Source organism: Bradyrhizobium sp. Ken01 (genome assembly GCF_055807355.1).
This window is the reverse complement of record NZ_JBVVPC010000072.1, coordinates 1-19,871: the sequence shown is the minus strand read 5'-3', so window position 1 is coordinate 19,871 and position 19,871 is coordinate 1. Positions and strand designations below refer to the sequence as shown.

Annotated in this window: 19 protein-coding genes and 2 pseudogenes; 6 read left to right on the top strand and 15 right to left on the bottom strand. The window is 61.1% G+C overall.

The features are described from left to right. Positions 1-254 (bottom strand): ATP-binding cassette domain-containing protein (locus AC0L3S_RS36685; protein WP_473284706.1); only part of this gene is annotated, 254 nt, incomplete at its 3' end. Positions 255-346: 92 nt separating this feature from the next. Here AC0L3S_RS36685 and AC0L3S_RS36680 point away from each other — a divergent pair. The 3 genes and pseudogenes from AC0L3S_RS36680 to AC0L3S_RS36670 form a co-directional block, all read left to right on the top strand. Then, positions 347-1,174: an IclR family transcriptional regulator gene (locus AC0L3S_RS36680; RefSeq protein WP_259219330.1), complete on the top strand. Its 828-nt coding sequence runs from the start codon at positions 347-349 to the stop codon at positions 1,172-1,174. Positions 1,175-1,369: 195 nt separating this feature from the next. Further along, positions 1,370-2,079: pseudogene (locus tag AC0L3S_RS36675) on the top strand (IS5 family transposase). Between the two features lie 894 nt (positions 2,080-2,973). After that, positions 2,974-3,814: pseudogene (locus AC0L3S_RS36670) on the top strand (IS630 family transposase); the annotation flags it as partial. 69 nt (positions 3,815-3,883) lie between these two features. Here AC0L3S_RS36670 and AC0L3S_RS36665 read toward each other — a convergent pair. Then, a complete protein-coding gene (locus AC0L3S_RS36665; RefSeq protein ID WP_259219329.1) occupies positions 3,884-5,065 on the bottom strand; it encodes a M20 metallopeptidase family protein in 1,182 nt (393 codons plus the stop codon). A 216-nt stretch (positions 5,066-5,281) separates the two neighbouring features. Further along, the gene (gene ald, locus AC0L3S_RS36660; RefSeq protein ID WP_259219327.1) at positions 5,282-6,394 is read right to left on the bottom strand and encodes an alanine dehydrogenase; all 1,113 of its coding nucleotides are present in this window, start codon (positions 6,392-6,394) and stop codon (positions 5,282-5,284) included. Between the two features lie 314 nt (positions 6,395-6,708). Between ald and AC0L3S_RS36655 the strand changes: the two genes are divergently transcribed. The 3 genes from AC0L3S_RS36655 (at position 6,709) to AC0L3S_RS36645 (ending at position 9,183) form a co-directional block, all read left to right on the top strand. Further along, positions 6,709-7,431: a helix-turn-helix transcriptional regulator gene (locus tag AC0L3S_RS36655; RefSeq protein ID WP_445432989.1), complete on the top strand. Its 723-nt coding sequence runs from the start codon at positions 6,709-6,711 to the stop codon at positions 7,429-7,431. A 94-nt stretch (positions 7,432-7,525) separates the two neighbouring features. Then, positions 7,526-8,158 carry an acyl-homoserine-lactone synthase gene (locus AC0L3S_RS36650; protein WP_259219325.1) on the top strand — a complete coding sequence of 211 codons (633 nt, stop codon included), beginning with the start codon at positions 7,526-7,528 and terminating at the stop codon, positions 8,156-8,158. Between the two features lie 71 nt (positions 8,159-8,229). After that, on the top strand, positions 8,230-9,183 hold the full coding sequence (locus AC0L3S_RS36645) for a LysR family transcriptional regulator (protein ID WP_259219324.1): 954 nt from the start codon (positions 8,230-8,232) through the stop codon (positions 9,181-9,183). Here the strand turns inward: AC0L3S_RS36645 and AC0L3S_RS36640 are convergent. The 12 genes from AC0L3S_RS36640 to AC0L3S_RS36585 form a co-directional block, all read right to left on the bottom strand. Next, positions 9,156-9,398 (bottom strand): DUF2274 domain-containing protein, encoded by a 243-nt coding sequence (locus tag AC0L3S_RS36640; protein WP_259219323.1) that lies wholly within the window; start codon positions 9,396-9,398, stop codon positions 9,156-9,158. The two genes, AC0L3S_RS36645 and AC0L3S_RS36640, sit on opposite strands and share 28 nt — an antisense overlap. Positions 9,399-9,403: 5 nt before the next feature. Then, positions 9,404-10,609, bottom strand: coding sequence for a TraB/TrbI/VirB10 family type IV secretion system protein (locus AC0L3S_RS36635; protein ID WP_259219322.1), 1,206 nt, complete (start codon positions 10,607-10,609; stop codon positions 9,404-9,406). After that, positions 10,606-11,580 (bottom strand): P-type conjugative transfer protein TrbG, encoded by a 975-nt coding sequence (gene trbG / locus AC0L3S_RS36630; protein WP_259219321.1) that lies wholly within the window; start codon positions 11,578-11,580, stop codon positions 10,606-10,608. The genes AC0L3S_RS36635 and trbG overlap by 4 nt, the downstream gene beginning before the upstream one ends. A gap of 2 nt (positions 11,581-11,582) precedes the next feature. Beyond that, positions 11,583-12,263: a conjugal transfer protein TrbF gene (gene trbF, locus AC0L3S_RS36625; RefSeq protein ID WP_259219320.1), complete on the bottom strand. Its 681-nt coding sequence runs from the start codon at positions 12,261-12,263 to the stop codon at positions 11,583-11,585. 50 nt (positions 12,264-12,313) lie between these two features. Beyond that, entirely contained in the window at positions 12,314-13,549 is a 1,236-nt protein-coding gene (gene trbL / locus AC0L3S_RS36620; RefSeq protein ID WP_259219319.1) for a P-type conjugative transfer protein TrbL, read from the bottom strand. 3 nt (positions 13,550-13,552) lie between these two features. Further along, positions 13,553-13,924, bottom strand: coding sequence for a putative entry exclusion protein TrbK-alt (trbK-alt, locus tag AC0L3S_RS36615; RefSeq protein WP_259219318.1), 372 nt, complete (start codon positions 13,922-13,924; stop codon positions 13,553-13,555). Continuing rightward, positions 13,924-14,658 (bottom strand): P-type conjugative transfer protein TrbJ, encoded by a 735-nt coding sequence (trbJ, locus tag AC0L3S_RS36610; protein WP_259219317.1) that lies wholly within the window; start codon positions 14,656-14,658, stop codon positions 13,924-13,926. The genes trbK-alt and trbJ overlap by 1 nt, the downstream gene beginning before the upstream one ends. After that, on the bottom strand, positions 14,655-17,096 hold the full coding sequence (gene trbE, locus AC0L3S_RS36605; RefSeq protein ID WP_259219373.1) for a conjugal transfer protein TrbE: 2,442 nt from the start codon (positions 17,094-17,096) through the stop codon (positions 14,655-14,657). The genes trbJ and trbE overlap by 4 nt, the downstream gene beginning before the upstream one ends. A 10-nt stretch (positions 17,097-17,106) precedes the next feature. Further along, a complete protein-coding gene (locus tag AC0L3S_RS36600) occupies positions 17,107-17,370 on the bottom strand; it encodes a VirB3 family type IV secretion system protein (protein ID WP_259219316.1) in 264 nt (87 codons plus the stop codon). Beyond that, positions 17,370-17,696, bottom strand: coding sequence for a TrbC/VirB2 family type IV secretion system protein (locus AC0L3S_RS36595; protein ID WP_259219315.1), 327 nt, complete (start codon positions 17,694-17,696; stop codon positions 17,370-17,372). Before AC0L3S_RS36595 ends, AC0L3S_RS36600 begins: the two co-directional genes overlap by 1 nt. Beyond that, a complete protein-coding gene (gene trbB / locus AC0L3S_RS36590) occupies positions 17,693-18,613 on the bottom strand; it encodes a P-type conjugative transfer ATPase TrbB (RefSeq protein ID WP_259219314.1) in 921 nt (306 codons plus the stop codon). Before trbB ends, AC0L3S_RS36595 begins: the two co-directional genes overlap by 4 nt. A 310-nt stretch (positions 18,614-18,923) precedes the next feature. Then, positions 18,924-19,859: an electron transfer flavoprotein subunit alpha/FixB family protein gene (locus AC0L3S_RS36585; RefSeq protein ID WP_259219313.1), complete on the bottom strand. Its 936-nt coding sequence runs from the start codon at positions 19,857-19,859 to the stop codon at positions 18,924-18,926. Positions 19,860-19,871 lie beyond the last annotated feature (12 nt).

Genomic DNA, 19,871 nt, shown 5'->3' with positions numbered 1-19,871 from the left:
TTTTGGAACACGACCCCGATATTGCGCCTGTGCACTGGCAGCCCAGTTACGGAACGAGCACCGATAGAGATCTCGCCAGCGGTTGGGGTCTCGAAACCTGCAACCATCATCAATGTCGTCGTTTTGCCGGAGCCGCTCGGCCCAAGAAACGAGACGAACTCGCCAGCCCCGACCTCAACCGAGACATTATCAACCGCTTGCACGCCGCCGTACTGCTTACAAAGTCGCTCCAATCGCAGCGGCTCGCCGGACATACTCTCCTCCCAAGGCCATTGCAAATAATGCAATTGTGTTGCATAAAGTGACAGGTGTATGAACGCCTGTCAAGCGAAGCAAGGGTATTTCGATGAATTCTGCCAAACGTCCCCCAAGCGACCGAACCGTCGGAGAGGTTACGACCGTCCAGCGCGCGTTGAATTTGCTAAGGGTTGTCGGTGCGAGTGAAAAGCCGATCGGCGTGAACGAGATTGCGCGCCGGCTAGGAAAGCATGTCAGTGCCGTTTCCAGGACACTGGCGACTCTTGAACACAATCGATTTGTCGAGCGCGACGAAGAGACTGGCCGGTTTGTGCTCGGAGTTGAGCTTATCGCGCTCGCGAGCAGGCTTCTTTCTGAACTCGATGTGGTCAGGGTAGCGCGACCCTATCTCGAAGAACTTGCCGAGAGCACAAGGGAAACGGCCTCGCTCAGTCTTTGGAACAAGACAGAGGCAATCAACATCGAGCATGTACTTGGCCCCGGGTCGATAAAGCACGTCGCAGCACCCGGGCGTCGCAACCCGGCCCACTGTACGGCTACTGGAAAAGCCATACTGTCGCAAATGCCCAGCACCACTCTGGAAGAGGTTTTGGCGCTCGGCCTTGAATCCTATACGGACCGTACGATCACTGATGCGAGCGCGCTTGAACGCGAGCTGTGCAGCATTCGCGAGAGAGGATACGCGCTCAACGTTGGAGAGTTCATTCCCGAGATTGCCTCGATCGCGGCAGTCGTTCTCGACCGGAGGGGACGAGTTGCGGCCGCAATTGCGATCACGATGCCGGTATTTCATTTTAGTCAGCAAAGCGAACGGCAGCTGGCGCCTCTTGTCGTGAATGCGGCGGCGACTGTCTCGCAGCGTCTAGGATATCGTGGTGCACATCCGGTATCATCGGCCACCTCCGAACTTGCGTAGGTGCGAGGACCAATTTCGCTATCGTAGTAGCCGATCGCGAACACACGCACGGCGACGGGCGGTCTGAGGAGGAGATCACCAAGCTCCCCAATACTGTGACCGGACCGTCTTCAAGGTAGGGCCTGTCTTCAGTTTGGGGATTCCCAAGTCACGATTGGGTGATTCATGGGTGGTCGGCTTTTGGAGAGCCGGCCGATGCGACGCTACGCATTCGCGAGCAGCGGGATCGGATCAAAGATTTTCTGCCGGGACGCGAGGCCATGTTGGCGGTACCGCAGCCGACAATCGATTCTTCGTCGATGCAGTTCTGTACCGATACCTGGCTGGAATCCCTTGGCGCGATCTGCCAGAGCCTTTCGGGAACTGGAAGGTCGCCTATCCGCGTTTCAGCCGACGGGCGAAGAGTGGCGTTTTCGAGCATCAAGCTGTTGGCGAGTGATCACGACAACGAATAGGATAATGATTGACGCCACGATCGTGCGTGCTCATCAACACAGTGCCGGCGCGCAAAAAAAACGGCGACCAAGCGATCGGCCGGTCGCGCCGTGGACTGAGCACTAAAATTTACGCCCTCGTCGATGCGCTGGGCAATCCCGTGGAGTTGATGCTTTCGCCAGGACAAGCCGGCGATCTCACCTGTGCAGAGCCTCGGCTTGAGAATTTCGATCCGGACATGGCCTAAGACGCTGACGTCTTCATCAAAGCACTCGCCGAGAGGCAAATCACCCCAGTCATTCCGTCCCACCCCGACGGCGCATTCCATCCCCGCGTGATTTCGCCCTCTATTGCAAGCGCAACCTCATCGACCGCTTCTTCAACAAACGTCGCAGCACGTTAACGACAAGCTCGCCAGAAATCTTCTCGGTGGCGTCCACCTGGCCTCGACTATCATCCTGCTCAGCTGAAAACAGGCTCTAGCGCGTGAGAGTGGTCCCGGCGCGCTGCAGCACATTCGCGCAGGAGACTGCCTCCAACCGGGAAACCACGGGACCATCACAGAGTTAGAGTGCTCTACGCTGCCCGCGTTCTCAGATAGGAAAGACAGAAAGCTACGAACAGTACGCAAAGTGTCCAGAGTAGTCGCATGCTGCCGTGGGAATAGAACGTTTGGCGCGACAGAAGAGGAGCGGGAGTCAGCTATTACCGTCAACCGTCGCAGAACGAAGAATATGGTCCCCGAATCCGCGGAAAAGCTCTGAGCCTTCTGTAGGCCGTCCGAGTGTCTCAACGAAGCAGCAAAGCGTTCCCGACCTTCGACTGGGTCCTTGCTGAGCTCGTTAGCAAGTGGAAGCCCTGGAACGGGGCAGGGATCAATCGACTTTTAAATCTTGCATGCTCAATGACAAAAGCTAGAGCAGCTCGACGCCCGGAAACGGCAAAAACTGAACCGCCCCGGGTTTGCCGGAGTCCAACTACTGAGAGGATGAAGCCATGACAAGCAAGACGACGAACAAGTTTTCTCCCAAGGTCCGAAGCCGTGCGGTTCGGTGGTTCTGGATCAGGCGGGCGAGCACCCATGGTTGGGCCGCAGTGACTTCGAGCGACTCCGGGTTGACGTCGGATCATTCCATTTCGTTCGAGGGTGACGACCATCTGGTTGACCGAAGGCGGGCTGACGCGGAAGTGGTGCTGCATGTCGGTTTCGGCTGGAGGCCGGCGGACCATGTGCGAATAGACGTAAATGCAAGCCAGATACTGGCCTTGCTAGTCGGTGAAGCTTTGCCGGCCCGTATGACGGCCGTCGCCTGATTTTTGACTCATCTGCCGATCCGCCCGGGCTTCCGACAAAGGAGGCTGCAATGAATGTACGGTATCGGGCCGAGTTGAGCCAAGCCGAACGCGAATGAACTCACCGCGATGTTGAGCAAAGCCAAGCGCGCCGTTCGCAAGCTCAGCGGGTGCAGATTCTGCTGACGGCCAATGCCGGGCGCAGCGACGAGGAGATTGCTTGGGCCGGTGGCAGTGAGCTGCTCCACCGTATACCGGACCACGCGGCGTTTCGTGGAAGGCGATCTGGAACGGGCGCTAAGCGAGGAGCCACGTCCTGGAGCTGAGCGCAAGCTCACCGGCAAGGAGGAAGGCCTGCTGGTGGCAACGGCCTGCGCGCCCCCTCCGCAGGGCCGCGCGCGGTGGACCCTGGACTTACGGGCCGATGCCATGGTCACGCTTACCAATCACGCCAGCCTATCAGGCGAGAGCGTTCGCCGACGGCAAGCCGAAAGCGGCCTTAAGCCCTGGCGCAAGGACATGTGGTGCATTCCGCGTCACACGACGAATATGTCCCCTGCATCGAAGACGGTCTCGACCCGAAATACCTGATGCGAAGCGCCCGGTGGTTTGCTTCGATGAAAGCCGGGTCCAGCTCATCGGCGAGGTGCGCAAGCCCATCCCACCCGAGCCGGGGCAACTCGAACGCTTCGACTACGAGTACCGCCGCACCGTTACCGTCAATCTCTTCGTCGACGTCAATCAGCCGTGGCGCAAGGTCAAGCTCACGGAGCGGCGCACCGCCGAAGATTCGCCCGATGCAGGCGCGAACTCGTCGATGTTCATTATCCCGACGCCGAGTGCATCCGCGTCGTGCAGGACAACCTGTCGACCCACTTGGCCGGCGCCCTCTATCAAGCTTTCCCGACCACCTAAGCCAAACGCATTCTGCGCCGCCTTGAGTTCCAGTATACCCCAAAACACGCCACGACCAGCCCCCGATTATGAATTCAGCAGATCGAGGATGTATCTGACGGTGAGCTTCGTCGTCGGGATGATGACCTCATCGGACGCTCCGAATGTGGGCGTATGCAGTTGCGACTCGTTACCCGGTGCGCGACTGCCAAACATGAAGTAGATCGACGGCACGCATGCCGAGTAGAAGCCGAAATCGTCGCTGCCCGTTCCCCGCTTCATCTCAATGAAGGAGTCGTCGCCCGTCATTTCCTGGACAACCCGCCGAAACCGCTTTACCATTTCAACATCGTTAGTGATGGCGGGCTCGCCCTTGTGAATGATACACTCGGCCCGACCGCGGTGCATTGCAGTGACGCCTTCCGCCACTTCGCGCACTCGCTGGCACAGCAGCGCGCGGCGTTCCGAGCTGTGGGTCCTGATCGTCCCCTCCATCACGACCGATGGGCAGATGATGTTGGTGGCCATGCCGCCCTGGATAGTGCCGATGGTGACAATTGCGGCGTCATCGGGTGGCATTTCGCGCGATACCACCTTCTGCACCTCGTTGATGAAGGCGCCGGCGATGGCGATGGCGTCGACGCCCTGGTGCGGCGATGCGCCGTGCGCCATCTTGCCCTCGATCGTAAGCTTGAACTGGTCGGCGGATTGGGTCACCGCGCCTTCGGCAGCGCCAAACTTGCCAGCAAGTGTTCCGGGACTGACGTGGAAGCCGACGGCGCGATGGAAGCCATCCAACAAGTTTTCCTCGATCACTGTGCGTCCGCCGAGCGGCTCCGCTTCCTCGGCCGGCTGGAAGAAGACGCGCACCTTGCCCGCGAAATTGTTACGCATGCGGTGGAAGGCAAGCGCAGTGCCCAGCGCGATCGAACCATGCATGTCGTGACCGCAGGCATGCATGACGCCGTTGACCCGCGAGCGATACGGCAGGTCTTCGCGCGTCTCCTGGATTGGCAGCGCATCGATGTCGCCCCGCACCGCGATCGACCGCTTGGGACCCGAACCGGTGCCTTCGATGTCGCAATACAGCCCGGTTCTGTGGAAATCCTTGGCGCTATTGAGTCCGAAGCGTTGCAATACGTCTCGGATACGCTGCTGGGTCTTCCATTCTGCATTGGACAACTCAGGCTCGCTATGCATGGCATGCCGCAGCTCGATCAGCGCGTCGCTCTCGGGATCCGATAGAAAGCTGGTACTGAGTGCGTTCATCGGCTTGAACCTTTTCACATCCGCGCTGCCTAACCAGGCCTGCCACCACAAGAAAAGCTACACACCTTTAAGATAGGAGAAGAAAGGCGGAATAGCTGCCAAATGGCTAAAGTGAACATACCCGCAAGCGACCAACGCGCCTTCTTCACCGGCCCGACGGCTACGTTTTCGTATCGCCGGGCAGCGTTCAAGTCAGGCCCTAGGGACCCTCTGGGATCAGGCCGCAGCCTGTTCGATCGGGGAGAATGGCAGGCCGAGGCTCTCGGCCACGGCCTTACAAGTGAGCCGTCCCCGATAGACATTCAGACCTGCGCGCAGATGCGGATTTTCGAGCACAGCCGCAAATCCCTTGTTAGCGAGGGCCAAGCCAAATGGAAGCGTGGCGTTATTCAGCGCTTGGCTTGAGGTCAGCGGGACAGCCCCAGGCATATTGGCGACGCAGTAATGAATGACGCCATCTACCTCGTAAGTTGGAGCCGCGTGCGTCGTCGGACGCGAAGTCTCGAAGCATCCGCCCTGATCAATAGCTACATCCACGATCACGGAGCCTTTGCGCATCGAGCTCAACATGCCGCGACTGACAAGTTTCGGCGCGCTCGCGCCAGGAACGAGAACCGCGCCAATGACGACGTCCGCCGCGAATACCTCCTCTTCAACAGAGTCAATTGTCGAGAATCTGGTACGAACCCGCCCCTCGAACAGTTCATCCAGCTCGCGAAGCCGGGGTATCGAACGGTCGAGCATCGTGACGTCGGCGCCCAAGCCCGCCGCCATCCGTGCAGCGTGCGTGCCGACAACGCCGCCTCCGACTACCACGATACGAGCCGGTTGGACACCGGGCACCCCACCGATCAACAGTCCCCGACCGCCCGCATAACGTTTCAACGCCGCACCGGCTGCTTCAATCGCGAGCCTGCCCGCGACCTCGCTCATCGGCGCAAGCAGCGGAAGCCCACCACGCGCATCAGTAACGGTTTCGTAGGCAATTGCGGTGCACCCAGACTTCATAAGACCCTTCGCCTGCTCCAGGTCTGGCGCCAGATGAAGATACGTGAAGAGGATCTGGTTCTCTCGGAGCTGCGTCCATTCCGAAGGCTGGGGCTCCTTGACCTTTATGATCATCTCGCTCCATGTGAACACCTCGCGAGCAGAGCCTGCAATCGTTGCGCCAGCCTTGCGATAATTTTCATCAGTAGCGCCGATGCCAACGCCGGCGTTGGTCTCGACCAGCACGCCGTGGCCGGCGGCTACGTATTCGCGGACGGCTCCCGGCGTAAGACCCACGCGGTATTCGTGGGACTTGATTTCCTTGGGAACACCGATCTTCATTTGCGATCTCCTTGAGGCTGCTTTTAATCGGAAAAGCAGTTCGGCCTGCCACGTAGATGGCCAAATCTCAGGGAAATTCACCAATCTTTCGGGTAATCATGCAGGATTCCAAACGGATAAAAGTTTGAGATCTAGAGGAAGCCTAAAGCCTCACAACTTAGCAAAGACCGCAGAATCAATCCGGCCAGCCCCGGCTTGTCGAGGTTGCAGCTAACCTGGGCCCAGCATACTTGGATGCAAGTTTTCCGGGCAGCCCGCTCAGAACGCGTTCGTTCGCCTTATCAATCACCGAGGACACCGTGTGGTCATCCGCGCTGCATCGAGCCTTTCAAAAACTCGCCGACCGGCTCGCCGAAAGCACAGATCGTGACTCTGCCCAGCAGGGCATGGCAGATATCGCTGAGGCGCTGAATCTATCTTACTTCGCCTATCTTGTGCTCTCCGATAAGCCGGGCGGCCCTCCAAACCTAATCTCGACGTATCCACAATCGTGGACAGCACACTACCTTCGACACAAGTATGAATCCGTTGATCCCGTGGTGCGTCGGGCAATCCGAGATAGTCAGCCATTTAAATGGGGGCTGGAATTTGGCCCGCCCATCCGATCGGAACGGGAGCGCGAGTTATTTGAAGAGGCTGCTAAATTCGGCATCCGTTATGGATTCACACTTCCAATCCACCATGACAACGGTCCGCTCGCCGCGCTGAGCTTTGCGACCGACGACCGTCGCACCAATTTTGAGCGCTCGGTACTCAAACATGCCCAGAACCTGCGACTAATCGCTACGTTCTTCCATGCACATGCAAGGCGTTTCTGGACCGCCGATCGCATGGTTGGCGGTGTGGTGCTGTCTCCCCGAGAGCTCGAATGCCTTGAATGGTCTTCGCGCGGCAAATCTGCTGGCGACATCGGGATTATTCTCGGCATGTCCGAGCGTACCGCGTGCTTTCACCTGGATAACGCCCGAGCGAAGCTCGGCGTTGGCTCGCTTCGTCAAGCCGTCGTCCTATTGACCGAGGCAAAGTTTCGAAGATAGAGCGCCGCCTCGCCATAGACACCTGTGTGACTGCACAGGATGCGCCAGCCTCGACTTCTCTGCTTCGTTTGACGAGCAAAGCAGGGAGGCAAGAATGATGCAGCTCATCACCCCAGATTATTACGGCGAGTTCCTCGATGATCTCGCCGAGATGCATCGGCTGAGGTATCGTGTTTTCAAACAGCGCCTGGAATGGGACGTCGGGGTCAGCGGCGACATGGAGGTCGACGAGTTTGATGTCCTTCGGCCGGTGCATCTACTGAACCGCTCAAGCAATGCATGTCTTCAGGGTTGCGTCCGGCTTCTGCCTTCAACCGGCCCAACCATGTTGAGAGACACCTTCCCAATCCTTCTGGACGGGCAGCCCGCGCCACGAGGCGATCGGATCTGGGAGAGCAGCCGATTTGCGCTCGATGTTCCGTCGGATGCACCGAAGGCTAAGGGCGGACTTGCTGCTGCCACTTACGAGTTGTTTGCGGGCATGATTGAGTTCGGCCTTTCCATCGAGTTGACCGAAATCGTCACTGTCACCGACGCCCGAATGGAGCGCATTCTTCGGCGCGCAGGCTGGCCCCTCCGCCCGATCGGAAAAGCTCGTCCTCTCGGAAACACCACGGCCATTGCTGGATACCTCGAGGTCTCGCCCGATGCGTTGCATCGCATCCGCAAAGCGGGACACATCTCAGGTCCGGTGCTCTGGGCGCCAGTCATCCGAGCGGCCGCCTAGGATCTGGAAGCAAGTACAATCGGGGCATCGCTGCACATTGGAGCGGAAAACCTATCTGCTTAAGACTTACGATGCACAAACCACGTCGATCAAGACCCTCCCTTCATGCCAGCAAGGCGATCGAGCTGAAACACCTGAGATCGGCTGTTGCTGCGGCCGATTGCGGCAGCTTCCGCGGAGCCGCGGAGTTGTTGAGGTCGCAACAATCGAGTCTCAGCCGAAGAATCGATGAAATCGAGCACCACTTGGGCATCGCAATCTTCGAGCGCTATAGCGGAGGCGTGCGACCGACGCAGGCCGGCCGCGACGTGCTTCGCCTGGCCAGGAGCATTCTGGAAGAATTCGACGCGCTCCTCGCCACCGCGATATCTGTCCATAACAGCGAAACCGGCCGTCTGACCGTCGGCTTCTGCACCTCACTTTCGGCAGGCAATCTGCAAACCTCGCTACTCGCGTTCAAAGAGCGATTCCCGCAGATCGAACTTGTGACGGTCGAACGATCACGGACGCGTTTGGCCGCGGCGCTTCGAAACGGCGCGCTCGATGTGCTGATCGTGACAGGGAGGCTCCCATTGTTGAACACCGAAGAAATGCCGCTTTGGAGCGAGCGTGTTCTGGTGGCCTTGCCCCATGATCATCCGCTCGCCATGCGAGAGACTGTGTGCTGGGCTGAGCTGCGCGGCGAAACAGTGCTACTCAGCCACTATGACCCGGGAAAGGAGCTCGAAGATCTTCTGATTTCCAAGCTCCTCTCGCCCGAGGATCGCCCCAAGATCGAGCGCCACGACGTCAGTCGTGGCATCATCAAGAGTCTAATCAGCATGAGCACGGGCTTAAGCCTGGTGCTCGAGTCCGATATGGGGGCAAATTCTGCGGGCCTTGTGTACCGAGAGCTACGCGATGGCGATGGGCCCAGCCGCTTCGACTTTTCGGCCTCTTGGCGCCCCGACAATGAAAACCCGGCCCTGCGGGAATTCCTGAAGCTGCTCACAGCGCGCTACCGTTCGCCTCCGATTGGAGGCTGACGAGCTCGGCGAGCTTTCCGAAAGCTCCTGTCCGCAGCCATGAACCGCGCCAGCATGGGTGCAATGAGTTTGGATGGATCCTGGATTGGCTGGCCGGTCTCCTGGGCGAGGATTTCAGCGTAGGACACTAGATCGCGGTGCACGCTCGCAGGTAGTTCGTGTGTCACCTTGATGGGTTTATCGTCTTCGATGGCTCCGAGTTTGAGTTTTGACATCGTCCTCATCCTCTGTACGGTTCGAGCACCAGGTCACGGTTGACGATCACCCGCAGGGGAAATCCCGGACGAATCGTCAAGGTCGGCTGGATGTTGAGATTGCGGCGGACCACCTGCTGGCCCGTCTGGTTCATCGAGTCCCCCGCCCCGCGGCGGAGCGCAGCGATGAGGTCGCTGTTGGTACTACCCGTATCCGATCCGGAATTCACCTCGGTGCCGACGGCGAGCAGCGTCGACAGCGCAGCGGCCCCCAACAGCTCTTTCCAATGGTTGTCGACCTCATCCTCAAGCCCAGAGTAGCCCGCGACGTCCGCGCCCGGCTGCCGCTCCAGGACGATCGACCGTCCATTTGGCATGATGAGGCGCGTCCACACCAGGAGCACGCGCGATTGGCCAAATGCGACTTGGCTATCATACGTCCCGATCAGCCGGGCTCCTTGCGGAATAAGGCGAGCTCGCCCGGTAGGGGAATCGTATACCGCTTCTGTGACTTGGGCCGTGATCTGCCCAGGCAGATCGGACCGAATCCCCGTGATAAGAGCGGCCGGAATGACCGTTCCGGCCTGGACCACAAAGGGAGAGACCGGTCTTGCCAAGCGATCGGGGCTGGTGGTTCGACGGTCAACGGAAGCACTGACGAACGCAAGTTTTCGATCCTGGCCATTCTGGGCAAATGCTTCGTCAGATGATGGCGCTGCATTTGATGGGGCGTCACTTGGCGATGTGACAGGGGCCTGTGCGCGGACGTTCGTGCTGGCAAACACCTTGCTGGTGCGTGCCGCCTCGCTCTCCTGATTGACCCGCTGCTGTTCAGCGTCAACACCGAGCGGGCTCGGCGTCGAAGAGCCCTGTGCTGCAACGATCGGCCGACCAAGATCGCCGGGTAAAGGTGGTCCAAGACGCGGCACCTCCTTCGGGATCTCAGTGTAATCCTTCGGCAAGTTTGCAAGCTGATCGGCGACATTGTGGTGATCGGTCGCGTAAAGCTCCTCGGCGGCCGGGGCACGTGATCGCTTCTCCTGCAGAGCCCAGAACACCGCACCAGAGATGAGCACCAGAAAAAGGGCGCTGCCACCCGCAAGCACCTTGCGCGATAGGCGCGTAACTTGCGTCCGTTCCGGCCGGAGCCGAAGGGTTTCGGCGATATCTTCCGGCGGCTTAACCCGGGGAGCGTCCTTGGGTGTGTCATTCGGCCGGCCAGTCTCTGTCACAGCGATCTCCCGTCGGTTCGGACGATTCTGACCTTCTGCTGGTGCTCCTCGCCCAGCCTCAGTTCCGCGGCCGCGAACAGCCGGTCGACGATCAGCACATTGCCGTAAGCGCGATAGTTGACGAGCTCGGTCTTGCCATCGAGCCCGATCACGAACAGCGGCGGCATCTCGCCCTGGCCGACGCCGGGCGAAAACTCGATGTAGACCTTGCGGCCATCGTCATAGGCATTGACAGGACGCCACGGCGGGCTGTCTCCCTCGATGGCGTAGCGGTAACGGCGCTGCGCCTGGTCCGGGATGACGGGTGTGGGCGGCAGAGCTCGACCACGCGCGGCCCGATCCTCCGGATAGAACCACGCGACCTGTGGCATGTAGGGCTTTTCCCGGGAGCGCAGTTCCATCAGGTAAGTGCGGCGATCGGTGTTGATGACGAGATTGGTCTCAATCGCCGGACGTGTCGGCTTCACCATGATGTGCACACGTCGCGTGTCGCCGCTGCCGCTCTCGGTGTCGCCGACCACCCAGCGGGCGGTGTCACCGGCGGCGACCGGTCCCGAGCCGATCAGCTGCTCGCCGGGCTCCAGCGCAATGTCCGTGATCTGCCCCGGCGCGGCATAGATTTGATAAAGAGCGCCCGGACTATACGCAAACACCTGTACCGCATTGAAGTAGCCAGCCTTTCGCGGCTGCACACGTGCGGCGTCATTCGCGATCTCAATCCGTTCGACGGGTTCTTTGGCTTCCGCGTTCCTGCCGCCGCGCGCCGCCTTCCAGGCCGGCGGGACATGCAGCGGGCGCGGCCGATCGTCGGCGAGCGCCGGCAGATCTGGAGCTGGCGGGACATCGCTATCGTAACTGATTTGCGGCGGCTTGAACGTGGTGCACCCGCCAAGCGTGGCCACACCAATAACGAGAGCCAGAGCCAGGCTCGGGCGGCCCCTCTGTGACGCAATAACGAGACCTGACGGCATTGCTAACCCAGCTCCTTCGACCAGTTGATGGCGTTGACGTAAATGCCAAGCGGATTCTTGCGCAGGCGATCGAGATCGCGAGGCATCTCAACGATGATGCTGACAATCGCGCTCCACCGCTCGGTTGCGGCCAGCTGACCGTTGTCGTAGCGCCGCTCCACCCAGGCCAGGCGAAAGCTCTCAGGGGACGCCCGAATGACGCTCGAGACCTCGATCGCAATTTGCGTCTTGCCGAGCTTGGCGAAGGGATCGTTGTTGCGGGCGTAGTCATTCAGTGCGGCCGCGCCGCGATCGGTTGTAAAGTCGTAGGCGCGGAGCCAGTTTTCGCGAAGGACGATGGCGTCCATCGGCAGGCCGCGCACATGCTCGATGAAGCGCGCCAGGTGAAAGGCTACTTGCGGGTCGGTCGGTTGATAGCTGGCGTTTGCCGGAGCAACTGCCTTGGCTTCGCCCAACTGATCAACCTCAACCACCCAGGGCGTGATCGTCCCGTGAGCGGATTGCCAGACCAGGGCGCCGGCGAAACCAGCGGATAAGAAGAGGGAGCCAAAGGCCATCAGGCGCCAGTTCTTGGCCTGCACGCGCGCAGACCCAATGCGGTCATCCCAGACCTGAGATGCGCGTTGATAGGGGGTGACGGCTTCCGGCGTGCGGCCATAGTGAACGGCCGATCGTTTGAACATTGTTTGACCTCAAGAGATGGCGGGGAACCGAATTAGAAAGAAAGGAGGCGTCAGTGATCCTCTTGCGAGAGGTCGACAGATCCGCCGCCACCGCCGTGATCACCCGAACGGATCGCGTGGGTTGCCGCTGATGCGCCATGACTGATCGTCTGTGCCCTCTTCATGCGCCGAACCCAGGCGGGCGCACTGTCGGAAGCTCTCGAGGAATCCCCTTCCCCCTTACCGGCATCGCTCGCCGGTCCACCAAGACCAGCTGCGACCGAACGCAAGGGACTTGCAGCACCGGACGCGCTCGCCTCGGAGCCGGACTGACTCCCCGCGCGAAACACGCTCATGGTGCCGCTTGCAATCGCGCTTCCACCGCGTGCGGCACCTGCAATCGCTCCGCCGGCAAGGCCGGCAGCGCCGGCCGCAAGGCCAGCGCCAGCCGCAACGACTCCACCGGCGGCAAGTCCCGTCCCGACGGCGCTACCTGCGCCGAGCTGCGGACCTCCGGAGACGATGCCATTGGCAATCCCAGGTCCGAAAATGCCGAGGCCCAACAAGGCGAGAGCGCCGAGCACCAGCGCCATCGCGTTCTCGATGGTCGGCTGATTGCCGCCGAAACCTGCCGTGAACTGCGAGAATAAGGTCGATCCGATGCCGACGATGACGGCGAGGACCAAAACCTTGATGCCGGAGGACATGACGTTGCCCAGCACCCGTTCGGCCGCAAAGGCGGTCTTGCCGAACAGACCGAAGGGGATCAGGACGAAACCTGCAAGCGTCGTCAGCTTGAACTCGATCAGCGTGACGAAGAGCTGGATGGCGAGAATAAAGAAGGCCAGCAGCACCACGATCCAGGCGAACAGCAGGACCGCGATCTGGACGAAATTTTCGAAAAAGCTGACATAGCCCATCAGCCCCGAGACGGAGTCAAGGATCGGACGGCCGGCATCGAGCCCCACTTGCGCGATTCGACCTGGCCGCAAGAAATCTGCCGATGAAAGGCTCGTGCCCGAGGCCTTGAGGCCAAGACCAGCAAAGCTCTCGAAGACGATGCGCGCGAGGCTGTTCCAATTGCCGATCAGGTAGGCAAAGACACCGACAAACAAGGTTTTCTTGACCAGCCGGGCAAGAATCTCCTCATCACTTCCGAGGGACCAGAACAGGCCCGCAAGCGTGAGGTCGATTGCAGCTAACGTCGTGGCGAGATAGCCGACTTCGCCCCCGACCAGGCCAAATCCGGAATCGATGTAGCGGGTGAAGGTTTCCAGAAACTGGTCGATGACGGAGGTGCCGCCCATTGCTCACTCGCTTTGGCTTGGAATGGAGGGTGAGAGAGAGGGGAGGCGGCTTTCGTCCTTACGCGGCACAGGCGAGGAAGATGGCGCCGTGCCCACCACGCTCAAACCGTTTACCGATCCGCTTTTCCCCAAGAACTGGCTGCGCCGTTCCGCCCAGATCCTCTGGCATTCGAGCAGAGCCTCTCGCTGCTCGTAGATGACGGTGCGGCATTGCTCGAGCTTTGCCGCCGTCGGATCGGGCTTCGCAGCGTGCGAGGCGGAAGATTGGGTCGCGCTTTCGTCGCCGCGCAGGCGAATGGCGCAGGCGGCGACGACCAGGACTGTGAGGCCAAGTGCCACCGCCATCGGCAGCCGTTCAAATCTGCTCTTCATCATCAGTGGAACATCTGCACGGTTGTCGATTGATAGCCCTGACCTTGGGTCAGAAAGCGCCGCAACTGCTCTCTCCCCTGATCCTGGGCACTTGCTCTTTGCGCAGCTTCGAGCGTTTGTGCGCGCCCCTGCGCGGCCACGGTCGCGGTGAGATCAGCAAGCTGCTGAGCTTGCAGTGCAAGGAGCTGGTTGCCGGCCTGACGTGCCTGCAGAGCACCAGACGCGCCCTGGCTCGCCGTGACCAGGGCCGACATCTGGGTGCGGTTGGTATCGAGATTGCCGACGACGGTCGCCTGCACCCGCATGGCGTCCTGCAGGCCGGCAACCGCATTCTGCCAGCGTGTCTGGGCATTGGCGACGAGAAGCCCATTGGACATGCTCGCGGATGTCGGCGCATAAGTTGTTGAGAACGCGCGATCGATCTGCTGGACATCGTAGGAAATGCGCTGCGCTTGACTGAGCAGCTGCTGGGTGCGCTGAATCGATTGCTCGAGCTGCTGCAAGGACGAGTACGGCAGGCTCGCCAGGTTCTTCGCCTGATTGATCAACATCTGCGCTTCGTTTTGCAGCGAGGTGATCTGGTTGTTGATCTGCTGCAGCTCGCGCGCGGCCGTCAGCACATTCTGCACGTAGTTGTTAGGATCGAACACGATCCACTGTGCCTTCCCTTCCCGGGCCCTTTGCGCCACGGCAATGGCGATGACACTCGCTACGAGGAGCGGACGGAGACGGTTCATGACAAGCCTCCTCCCTTGGCAAGCTGCGGAATGAGATTGCAGGCCCAGCCGAGGTCGCGCGCCTTGAGCCAGCCGGCGACGAAATCGTCTAGCCCGTGCTCCTCAAGAACCCGCTCGATGAGAGCCTGGTCGGTCTTGGAAGACGCGGCCGCAAAAGCCAGCGCGATCTCACCAAGGCCGAGCTCGAATAGCCGGTTGCCCCGGCGCGACTGGCAGTAGTAGTCGCGCTTTGGCGTCGCGCGGGCGAGAATCTCGATCTGCCGGTCATTTAGTCCAAAGCGCCGGTAGATGCCTAAGATCTGCGGCTCGATGGCGCGGTCATTGGGAAGAAGGATCCGGGTTGGACAGCTCTCGATGATGGCGGACGCGATTGCGGAACCGTCGATATCGGCCAGCGACTGGGTCGCAAACACGACGGAGACGTTCTTCTTGCGCAGCGTCTTCAGCCATTCGCGGAGTTTGCCGGCAAAATCGGCATCGTCCAGCGCAAGCCAGCCCTCATCGATGATGAGCAGGGTCGGACGGCCGTCGAACCGATCCTCAATCCGGTGGAACAAATAGGAAAGAACCGCCGGCGCGACACCGGTCCCGATCAACCCGTCGGTCTCAAAAACCTGGACGGAGCCCTCTCCCAGCCGCTCACCTTCCGCATCCAGCAGCCGCTCAAATGGACCGCCGAGGCAATAGGGTTGCAGCGCGCGCTTCAACGCATTGGATTGCAGAAGAACGGACAAGCCAGTGAGCGTCCGCTCCCCAACTGGCGCCGAGGCGAGCGAGGTCAAGGCCGACCAGACATGATCCTTGGTCTCGGGCGTGACCTCGATGCGCTCGCGCGCAAGGATCGATGCGATCCAATCGGCTGCCCAACCGCGTTCACCGGTCTCCTCGATCCGCGCAAGCGGCTGGAGCGCCACGAATTCTGCCGAGTCTCCACCAACGGCGCCGCCGAGATCATGCCAGTCGCCACCCATGGCGATCGCCGCCGCACGGATCGACCCACCGAAATCAAAGGCAAAGATCTGGGCTTCCGGATATCGCCGGAACTGCAGCGCCATCAGCGCGAGCAGCACCGATTTTCCGGCGCCGGTCGGGCCAACGATCAGAGTGTGTCCGACATCGCCGACATGCAGCGAGAACCGGAAAGGGGTCGATCCTTCCGTCTTGCCGAAGAACAGCGGAGGCGCCTTGAGATGGTGATCCCTCGCCTCTCCCGCCCAGACCGCAGAGAGCGGGATCATGTGGGCGAGGTTCAACGTCGAGACCGGAGGCTGGCGGACATTGGCGTAGGTTTGTCCCGGCAGGCTGCCGAGCCAGGCTTCGACGGCATTCACCGTCTCGACCATGCAGGTGAAGTCCCGGCCCTGGATCACCTTTTCGACCAGGCGGAGCTTTTCGTCCGCCGCCTGCGGATCCCTGTCCCAGACCGTGACGGTTGCCGTCACAAAGCCCTCTCCAATCTGATCCGAGCCGAGCTCCTGGAGCGCGTGATCTGCATCCATCGCCTTGTTGTGGGCGTCGGTGTCCAGAAGCGTGGACGCCTCGTTCGTCATCACCTCCTTCAGGATCGCCGCAATCGACTTGCGCTTGGCAAACCACTGCCGCCTGATCTTGGTCAGGAGCTTTAGGGCATCGGTCTTGTCGAGCATGATCGCCCGGGTCGACCAGCGGTACGGGAACGCCAGCCGGTTCAGATCATCGAGGATCCCGGGCGTCGTCGCCGTCGGGAACCCCACGACGGTCAGGACACGCACATGCGCGTCACCCAGCATCGGCTCAAGCCCGCCTGTCAGCGGCTGATCGGCAAGCAGCGCGTCGAGATACATCGGGATTTCCGGCACCCGAACGCGATGCCGCTTGGTCGAGACCGTCGAGTGCAGGTAGGTGAGTGTTGCCTCGTCATCGAGCCAGCCGCATTCCGGCATAAAGCACTCAACGAGCTGCAGCACGCGGTTGGTCCGGTCGATGAAGCCACTCAGCACCTCGCGCGCATCCGCCCCGGGGCCGCGATGGCTGCCCTCGTACAGGAGACGCTCGGCCACAGCTGCACTTTCTGCCGGCGGCAGATAAAGGAAGCTCAGGTAGTAGCTCGATTCATAATGGCTGCCGGCCTCCTCGAATTGCGCTTTGCGCTCGGCGTCCACCAAGGCGGATGCGACATCCGGGAATGTGTCGGGCGGATAGCGCCCTGCCGAATGCCGTTGCGCCTCGACGAAGATGGCCCAGCCCGATCCGAGACGCCGGAGCGCGTTGTTCAGCCGGCTTGCGACCGCAACAAGCTCAGCCGGCACGGAACTATCAAGATCCGGCCCTCTAAACCGCGCCGTCCGCTGAAACGAGCCATCCTTGTTCAATACAATTCCCTCGTCTACGAGCGCGGCCCAGGGGAGGAAGTCGGCAAGGCGCGTATTCGAGCGGCGGTATTCGGCAAGATTCATCATGGGACTATTCTCAAGCGCTGAGGTGACCAGGAACACGAACGTGCCGGCGCCCGACTTCGACGAATTCCGGATCGCGTTTTGCGGCCCAGACCGCGGCCATGTGGCCGATGAACGCCAGCAGAAGGCCGGCCAGCCACAAGCGCAGACCGAGGCCGAGTGCTGCAGCCAATGTGCCGTTGAGAATGGCAACCGATCGCGGTGCCCCGCCCATCAGGATCGGCTCGGTCAGCGCACGGTGGACAGGGGCGACAAAGCCCGGGACTGGCTCATCCATCAGATCACCACCCCGCCGCCGAACGAGAAGAACGACAGGAAGAAGCTGGAGGCGGCAAATGCGATCGACAGACCAAACACGATCTGGATCAGCCGCCGGAAGCCGCCCGACGTGTCACCGAATGCGAGCGAGAGACCGGTCACAATAATGATGATGACCGCGATGATCTTGGCCACGGGTCCTTCGACCGATTGCAGGATCTGGTTGAGGGGCTGCTCCCAGGGCATGTTCGAGCCGGCGGCCCAGGCCGGCACGCTGGCCAGATACAGACAAGCGAATGCCGCGACTGACGTGAAACCTCGCCCGAGAGAGGATGGTGCGTTCATGACTGATCTCCGATTTTCGAAAGGCTGTAGTCGCCTGATGGTCCAAGCCCGGTGACAGAAGCGAGTTCGCTCAAACGTCGTTCGGCACCACGGCCAGAGAGCACGGCGATGACGTTGACGGTCTCGGCGATCAGTGCGCGCGGGACCGTGACGACGGCCTCCTGGGTGAGCTGCTCGAGCCGGCGGAGCGCGCCAAGCGCGGTGCCGGCGTGGATCGTGCCGATTCCGCCGGGATGTCCCGTCCCCCAGGCCTTGAGCAGGTCGAGCGCCTCGGCCCCGCGCACCTCGCCAATCGGGATACGATCAGGGCGCAGACGAAGTGACGAGCGCACAAGTTCGGACAGCGAGATGACACCATCCTTGGTCCGTAGCGCCACGAAGTTCGGTGCCCTGCACTGAAGCTCCCGCGTATCTTCAATGAGAACGACGCGATCCGAACCTTTAGCCACTTCCGCCAGAAGCGCATTCGTCAGCGTCGTCTTGCCAGTTGAGGTGCCGCCGGCGACCAGGATGTTCTTTCGCGCGGCAACCGCGTCACGTAGCGCGTTCGCCTGCGCCGAGTCCATGATGCCGGCAGCGACATAGTCGTCCAGGCCGAAGACAGCGACCGCGGGTTTGCGGATCGCGAAGGCGGGCGCTGCAACCACCGGCGGCAGCACGCCTTCGAAGCGTTCCCCGGTCTCCGGCAGCTCGGCCGAGATCCGCGGCGAGCCGGGATGAACTTCCGCCCCCACGTAGTGCGCGACCAGCCGGACAATTCTCTCGCCGTCAGCCGCGGATAGACTCTCGCCGGTATTACTAAGGCCACTCGACAGCCGGTCGACCCACAGCCGGCCGTCGGGGTTAAGCATCACCTCGACGACGGAGGGATCTTCAAGAAAGCCTGCGATCGCGGCTCCGAGCGCTGTACGAAGCATGCGTGCCCCGCGCAGCTCGGCTTCCGAATGAAATGAATGGATTGCCACGACTGCCCCCGTGCTTGAGGTCGCTGAACATCAGCGGCCTTGCGTAGGGACAAGTAGAAAAAGCAGAACCGAGGTAATCGCAACAAGAGCGTTAGCCGGTTCGTACTCTGGCGTAGGAGAAGAAAAGATAGGAAAGAATGCTTGCGAGGCTTTGATGACGCGGAATCACGCCTGGCCTTCCGCGTGTCCCACGCCAAAGAAAACGCCTCAAAAAGCAACACCGGCCGGAGTTTTATAGCTACGGCCGGTGTTTTAGCGCGTTTTACTTGCCGAGTTCGGCGGTCAGCTCCGGAACCGCCTGGTAGAGGTCGGCGACCAGGCCGTAATCAGCGACCTGGAAGATCGGCGCGTCCTCGTCCTTGTTGATCGCGACGATCACTTTGGAGTCCTTCATGCCGGCCAGATGCTGGATCGCGCCGGAAATGCCGACCGCGACATAGAGCTCGGGGGCCACGACCTTGCCGGTCTGGCCGACCTGCCAGTCGTTCGGCGCATAGCCCGCATCCACCGCCGCGCGCGAAGCTCCGACGCCAGCCCCGAGCTTGTCGGCGAGCGGCTCGATGTACTTTGCGAAGTTCTCGCGGCTCTGCATGGCGCGGCCACCGGAGACGATGATCTTGGCCGAGGTCAGCTCGGGACGGTCACTCTTCGCGACCTCCTCGCCGACAAAGGACGACAGGCCCGGATCGGCCGCCGCCGCGACGCTCTCGACCGACGCGCTGCCGCCTTCACCCGCTGCGGCGAAGGTGGAGGTGCGCACCGTAATGACCTTCTTGGCGTCCTTCGACTTCACCGTCTGGATGGCGTTGCCGGCGTAGATCGGACGCTCATAGGTGTCGGGGGCGACCACCTTGGTGATCTCTGAGACCTGCATGACGTCGAGCAGGGCCGCGACGCGCGGCATCACATTCTTGAAGCGCGAGGTCGCGGGCGCGACGATGGCGTCGTAGCCGGGAGCCAGCGAGACGATCAGCGCGGCCAGTGGCTCGGCCAGATCGTGCGCGTAAAGCGCGCCGTCGGCGAGCAGCACCTTCTTCACACCGGCAAGCTTTGCGGCCGCGTCCGCTGCGGCCTTGGCGTTCTCACCGGCCACCAGAACCTCGACGTCCGCGCCGAGCGCGGCCGCCGCGGTCAGGGCCTTGTTGGTCGCATCCTTGAGCGACGCATTGTCGTGTTCGGCAATCAGAAGCGTCGTCATCAGAGCACCCCG

Excerpts from the sequence above, each read along its gene's own strand:
- AC0L3S_RS36645 (WP_259219324.1), top strand. The coding sequence starts at position 8,230 with ATGCACAAACCACGTCGATCAAGACCCTCCCTTCATGCCAGCAAGGCG.
- AC0L3S_RS36595 (WP_259219315.1), bottom strand. The coding sequence starts at position 17,696 with ATGAACGCACCATCCTCTCTCGGGCGAGGTTTCACGTCAGTCGCGGCA.
- AC0L3S_RS36680 (WP_259219330.1), top strand. The coding sequence starts at position 347 with ATGAATTCTGCCAAACGTCCCCCAAGCGACCGAACCGTCGGAGAGGTT.
- ald (WP_259219327.1), bottom strand. The coding sequence starts at position 6,394 with ATGAAGATCGGTGTTCCCAAGGAAATCAAGTCCCACGAATACCGCGTG.
- AC0L3S_RS36650 (WP_259219325.1), top strand. The coding sequence starts at position 7,526 with ATGATGCAGCTCATCACCCCAGATTATTACGGCGAGTTCCTCGATGAT.
- AC0L3S_RS36585 (WP_259219313.1), bottom strand. The coding sequence starts at position 19,859 with ATGACGACGCTTCTGATTGCCGAACACGACAATGCGTCGCTCAAGGAT.
- trbL (WP_259219319.1), bottom strand. The coding sequence starts at position 13,549 with ATGGGCGGCACCTCCGTCATCGACCAGTTTCTGGAAACCTTCACCCGC.
- AC0L3S_RS36600 (WP_259219316.1), bottom strand. The coding sequence starts at position 17,370 with ATGGATGAGCCAGTCCCGGGCTTTGTCGCCCCTGTCCACCGTGCGCTG.
- AC0L3S_RS36640 (WP_259219323.1), bottom strand. The coding sequence starts at position 9,398 with ATGTCAAAACTCAAACTCGGAGCCATCGAAGACGATAAACCCATCAAG.
- trbJ (WP_259219317.1), bottom strand. The coding sequence starts at position 14,658 with ATGAACCGTCTCCGTCCGCTCCTCGTAGCGAGTGTCATCGCCATTGCC.
- trbG (WP_259219321.1), bottom strand. The coding sequence starts at position 11,580 with ATGCCGTCAGGTCTCGTTATTGCGTCACAGAGGGGCCGCCCGAGCCTG.
- trbE (WP_259219373.1), bottom strand. The coding sequence starts at position 17,096 with ATGATGAATCTTGCCGAATACCGCCGCTCGAATACGCGCCTTGCCGAC.
- trbK-alt (WP_259219318.1), bottom strand. The coding sequence starts at position 13,924 with ATGATGAAGAGCAGATTTGAACGGCTGCCGATGGCGGTGGCACTTGGC.
- trbF (WP_259219320.1), bottom strand. The coding sequence starts at position 12,263 with ATGTTCAAACGATCGGCCGTTCACTATGGCCGCACGCCGGAAGCCGTC.
- trbB (WP_259219314.1), bottom strand. The coding sequence starts at position 18,613 with ATGCTTCGTACAGCGCTCGGAGCCGCGATCGCAGGCTTTCTTGAAGAT.
- AC0L3S_RS36665 (WP_259219329.1), bottom strand. The coding sequence starts at position 5,065 with ATGAACGCACTCAGTACCAGCTTTCTATCGGATCCCGAGAGCGACGCG.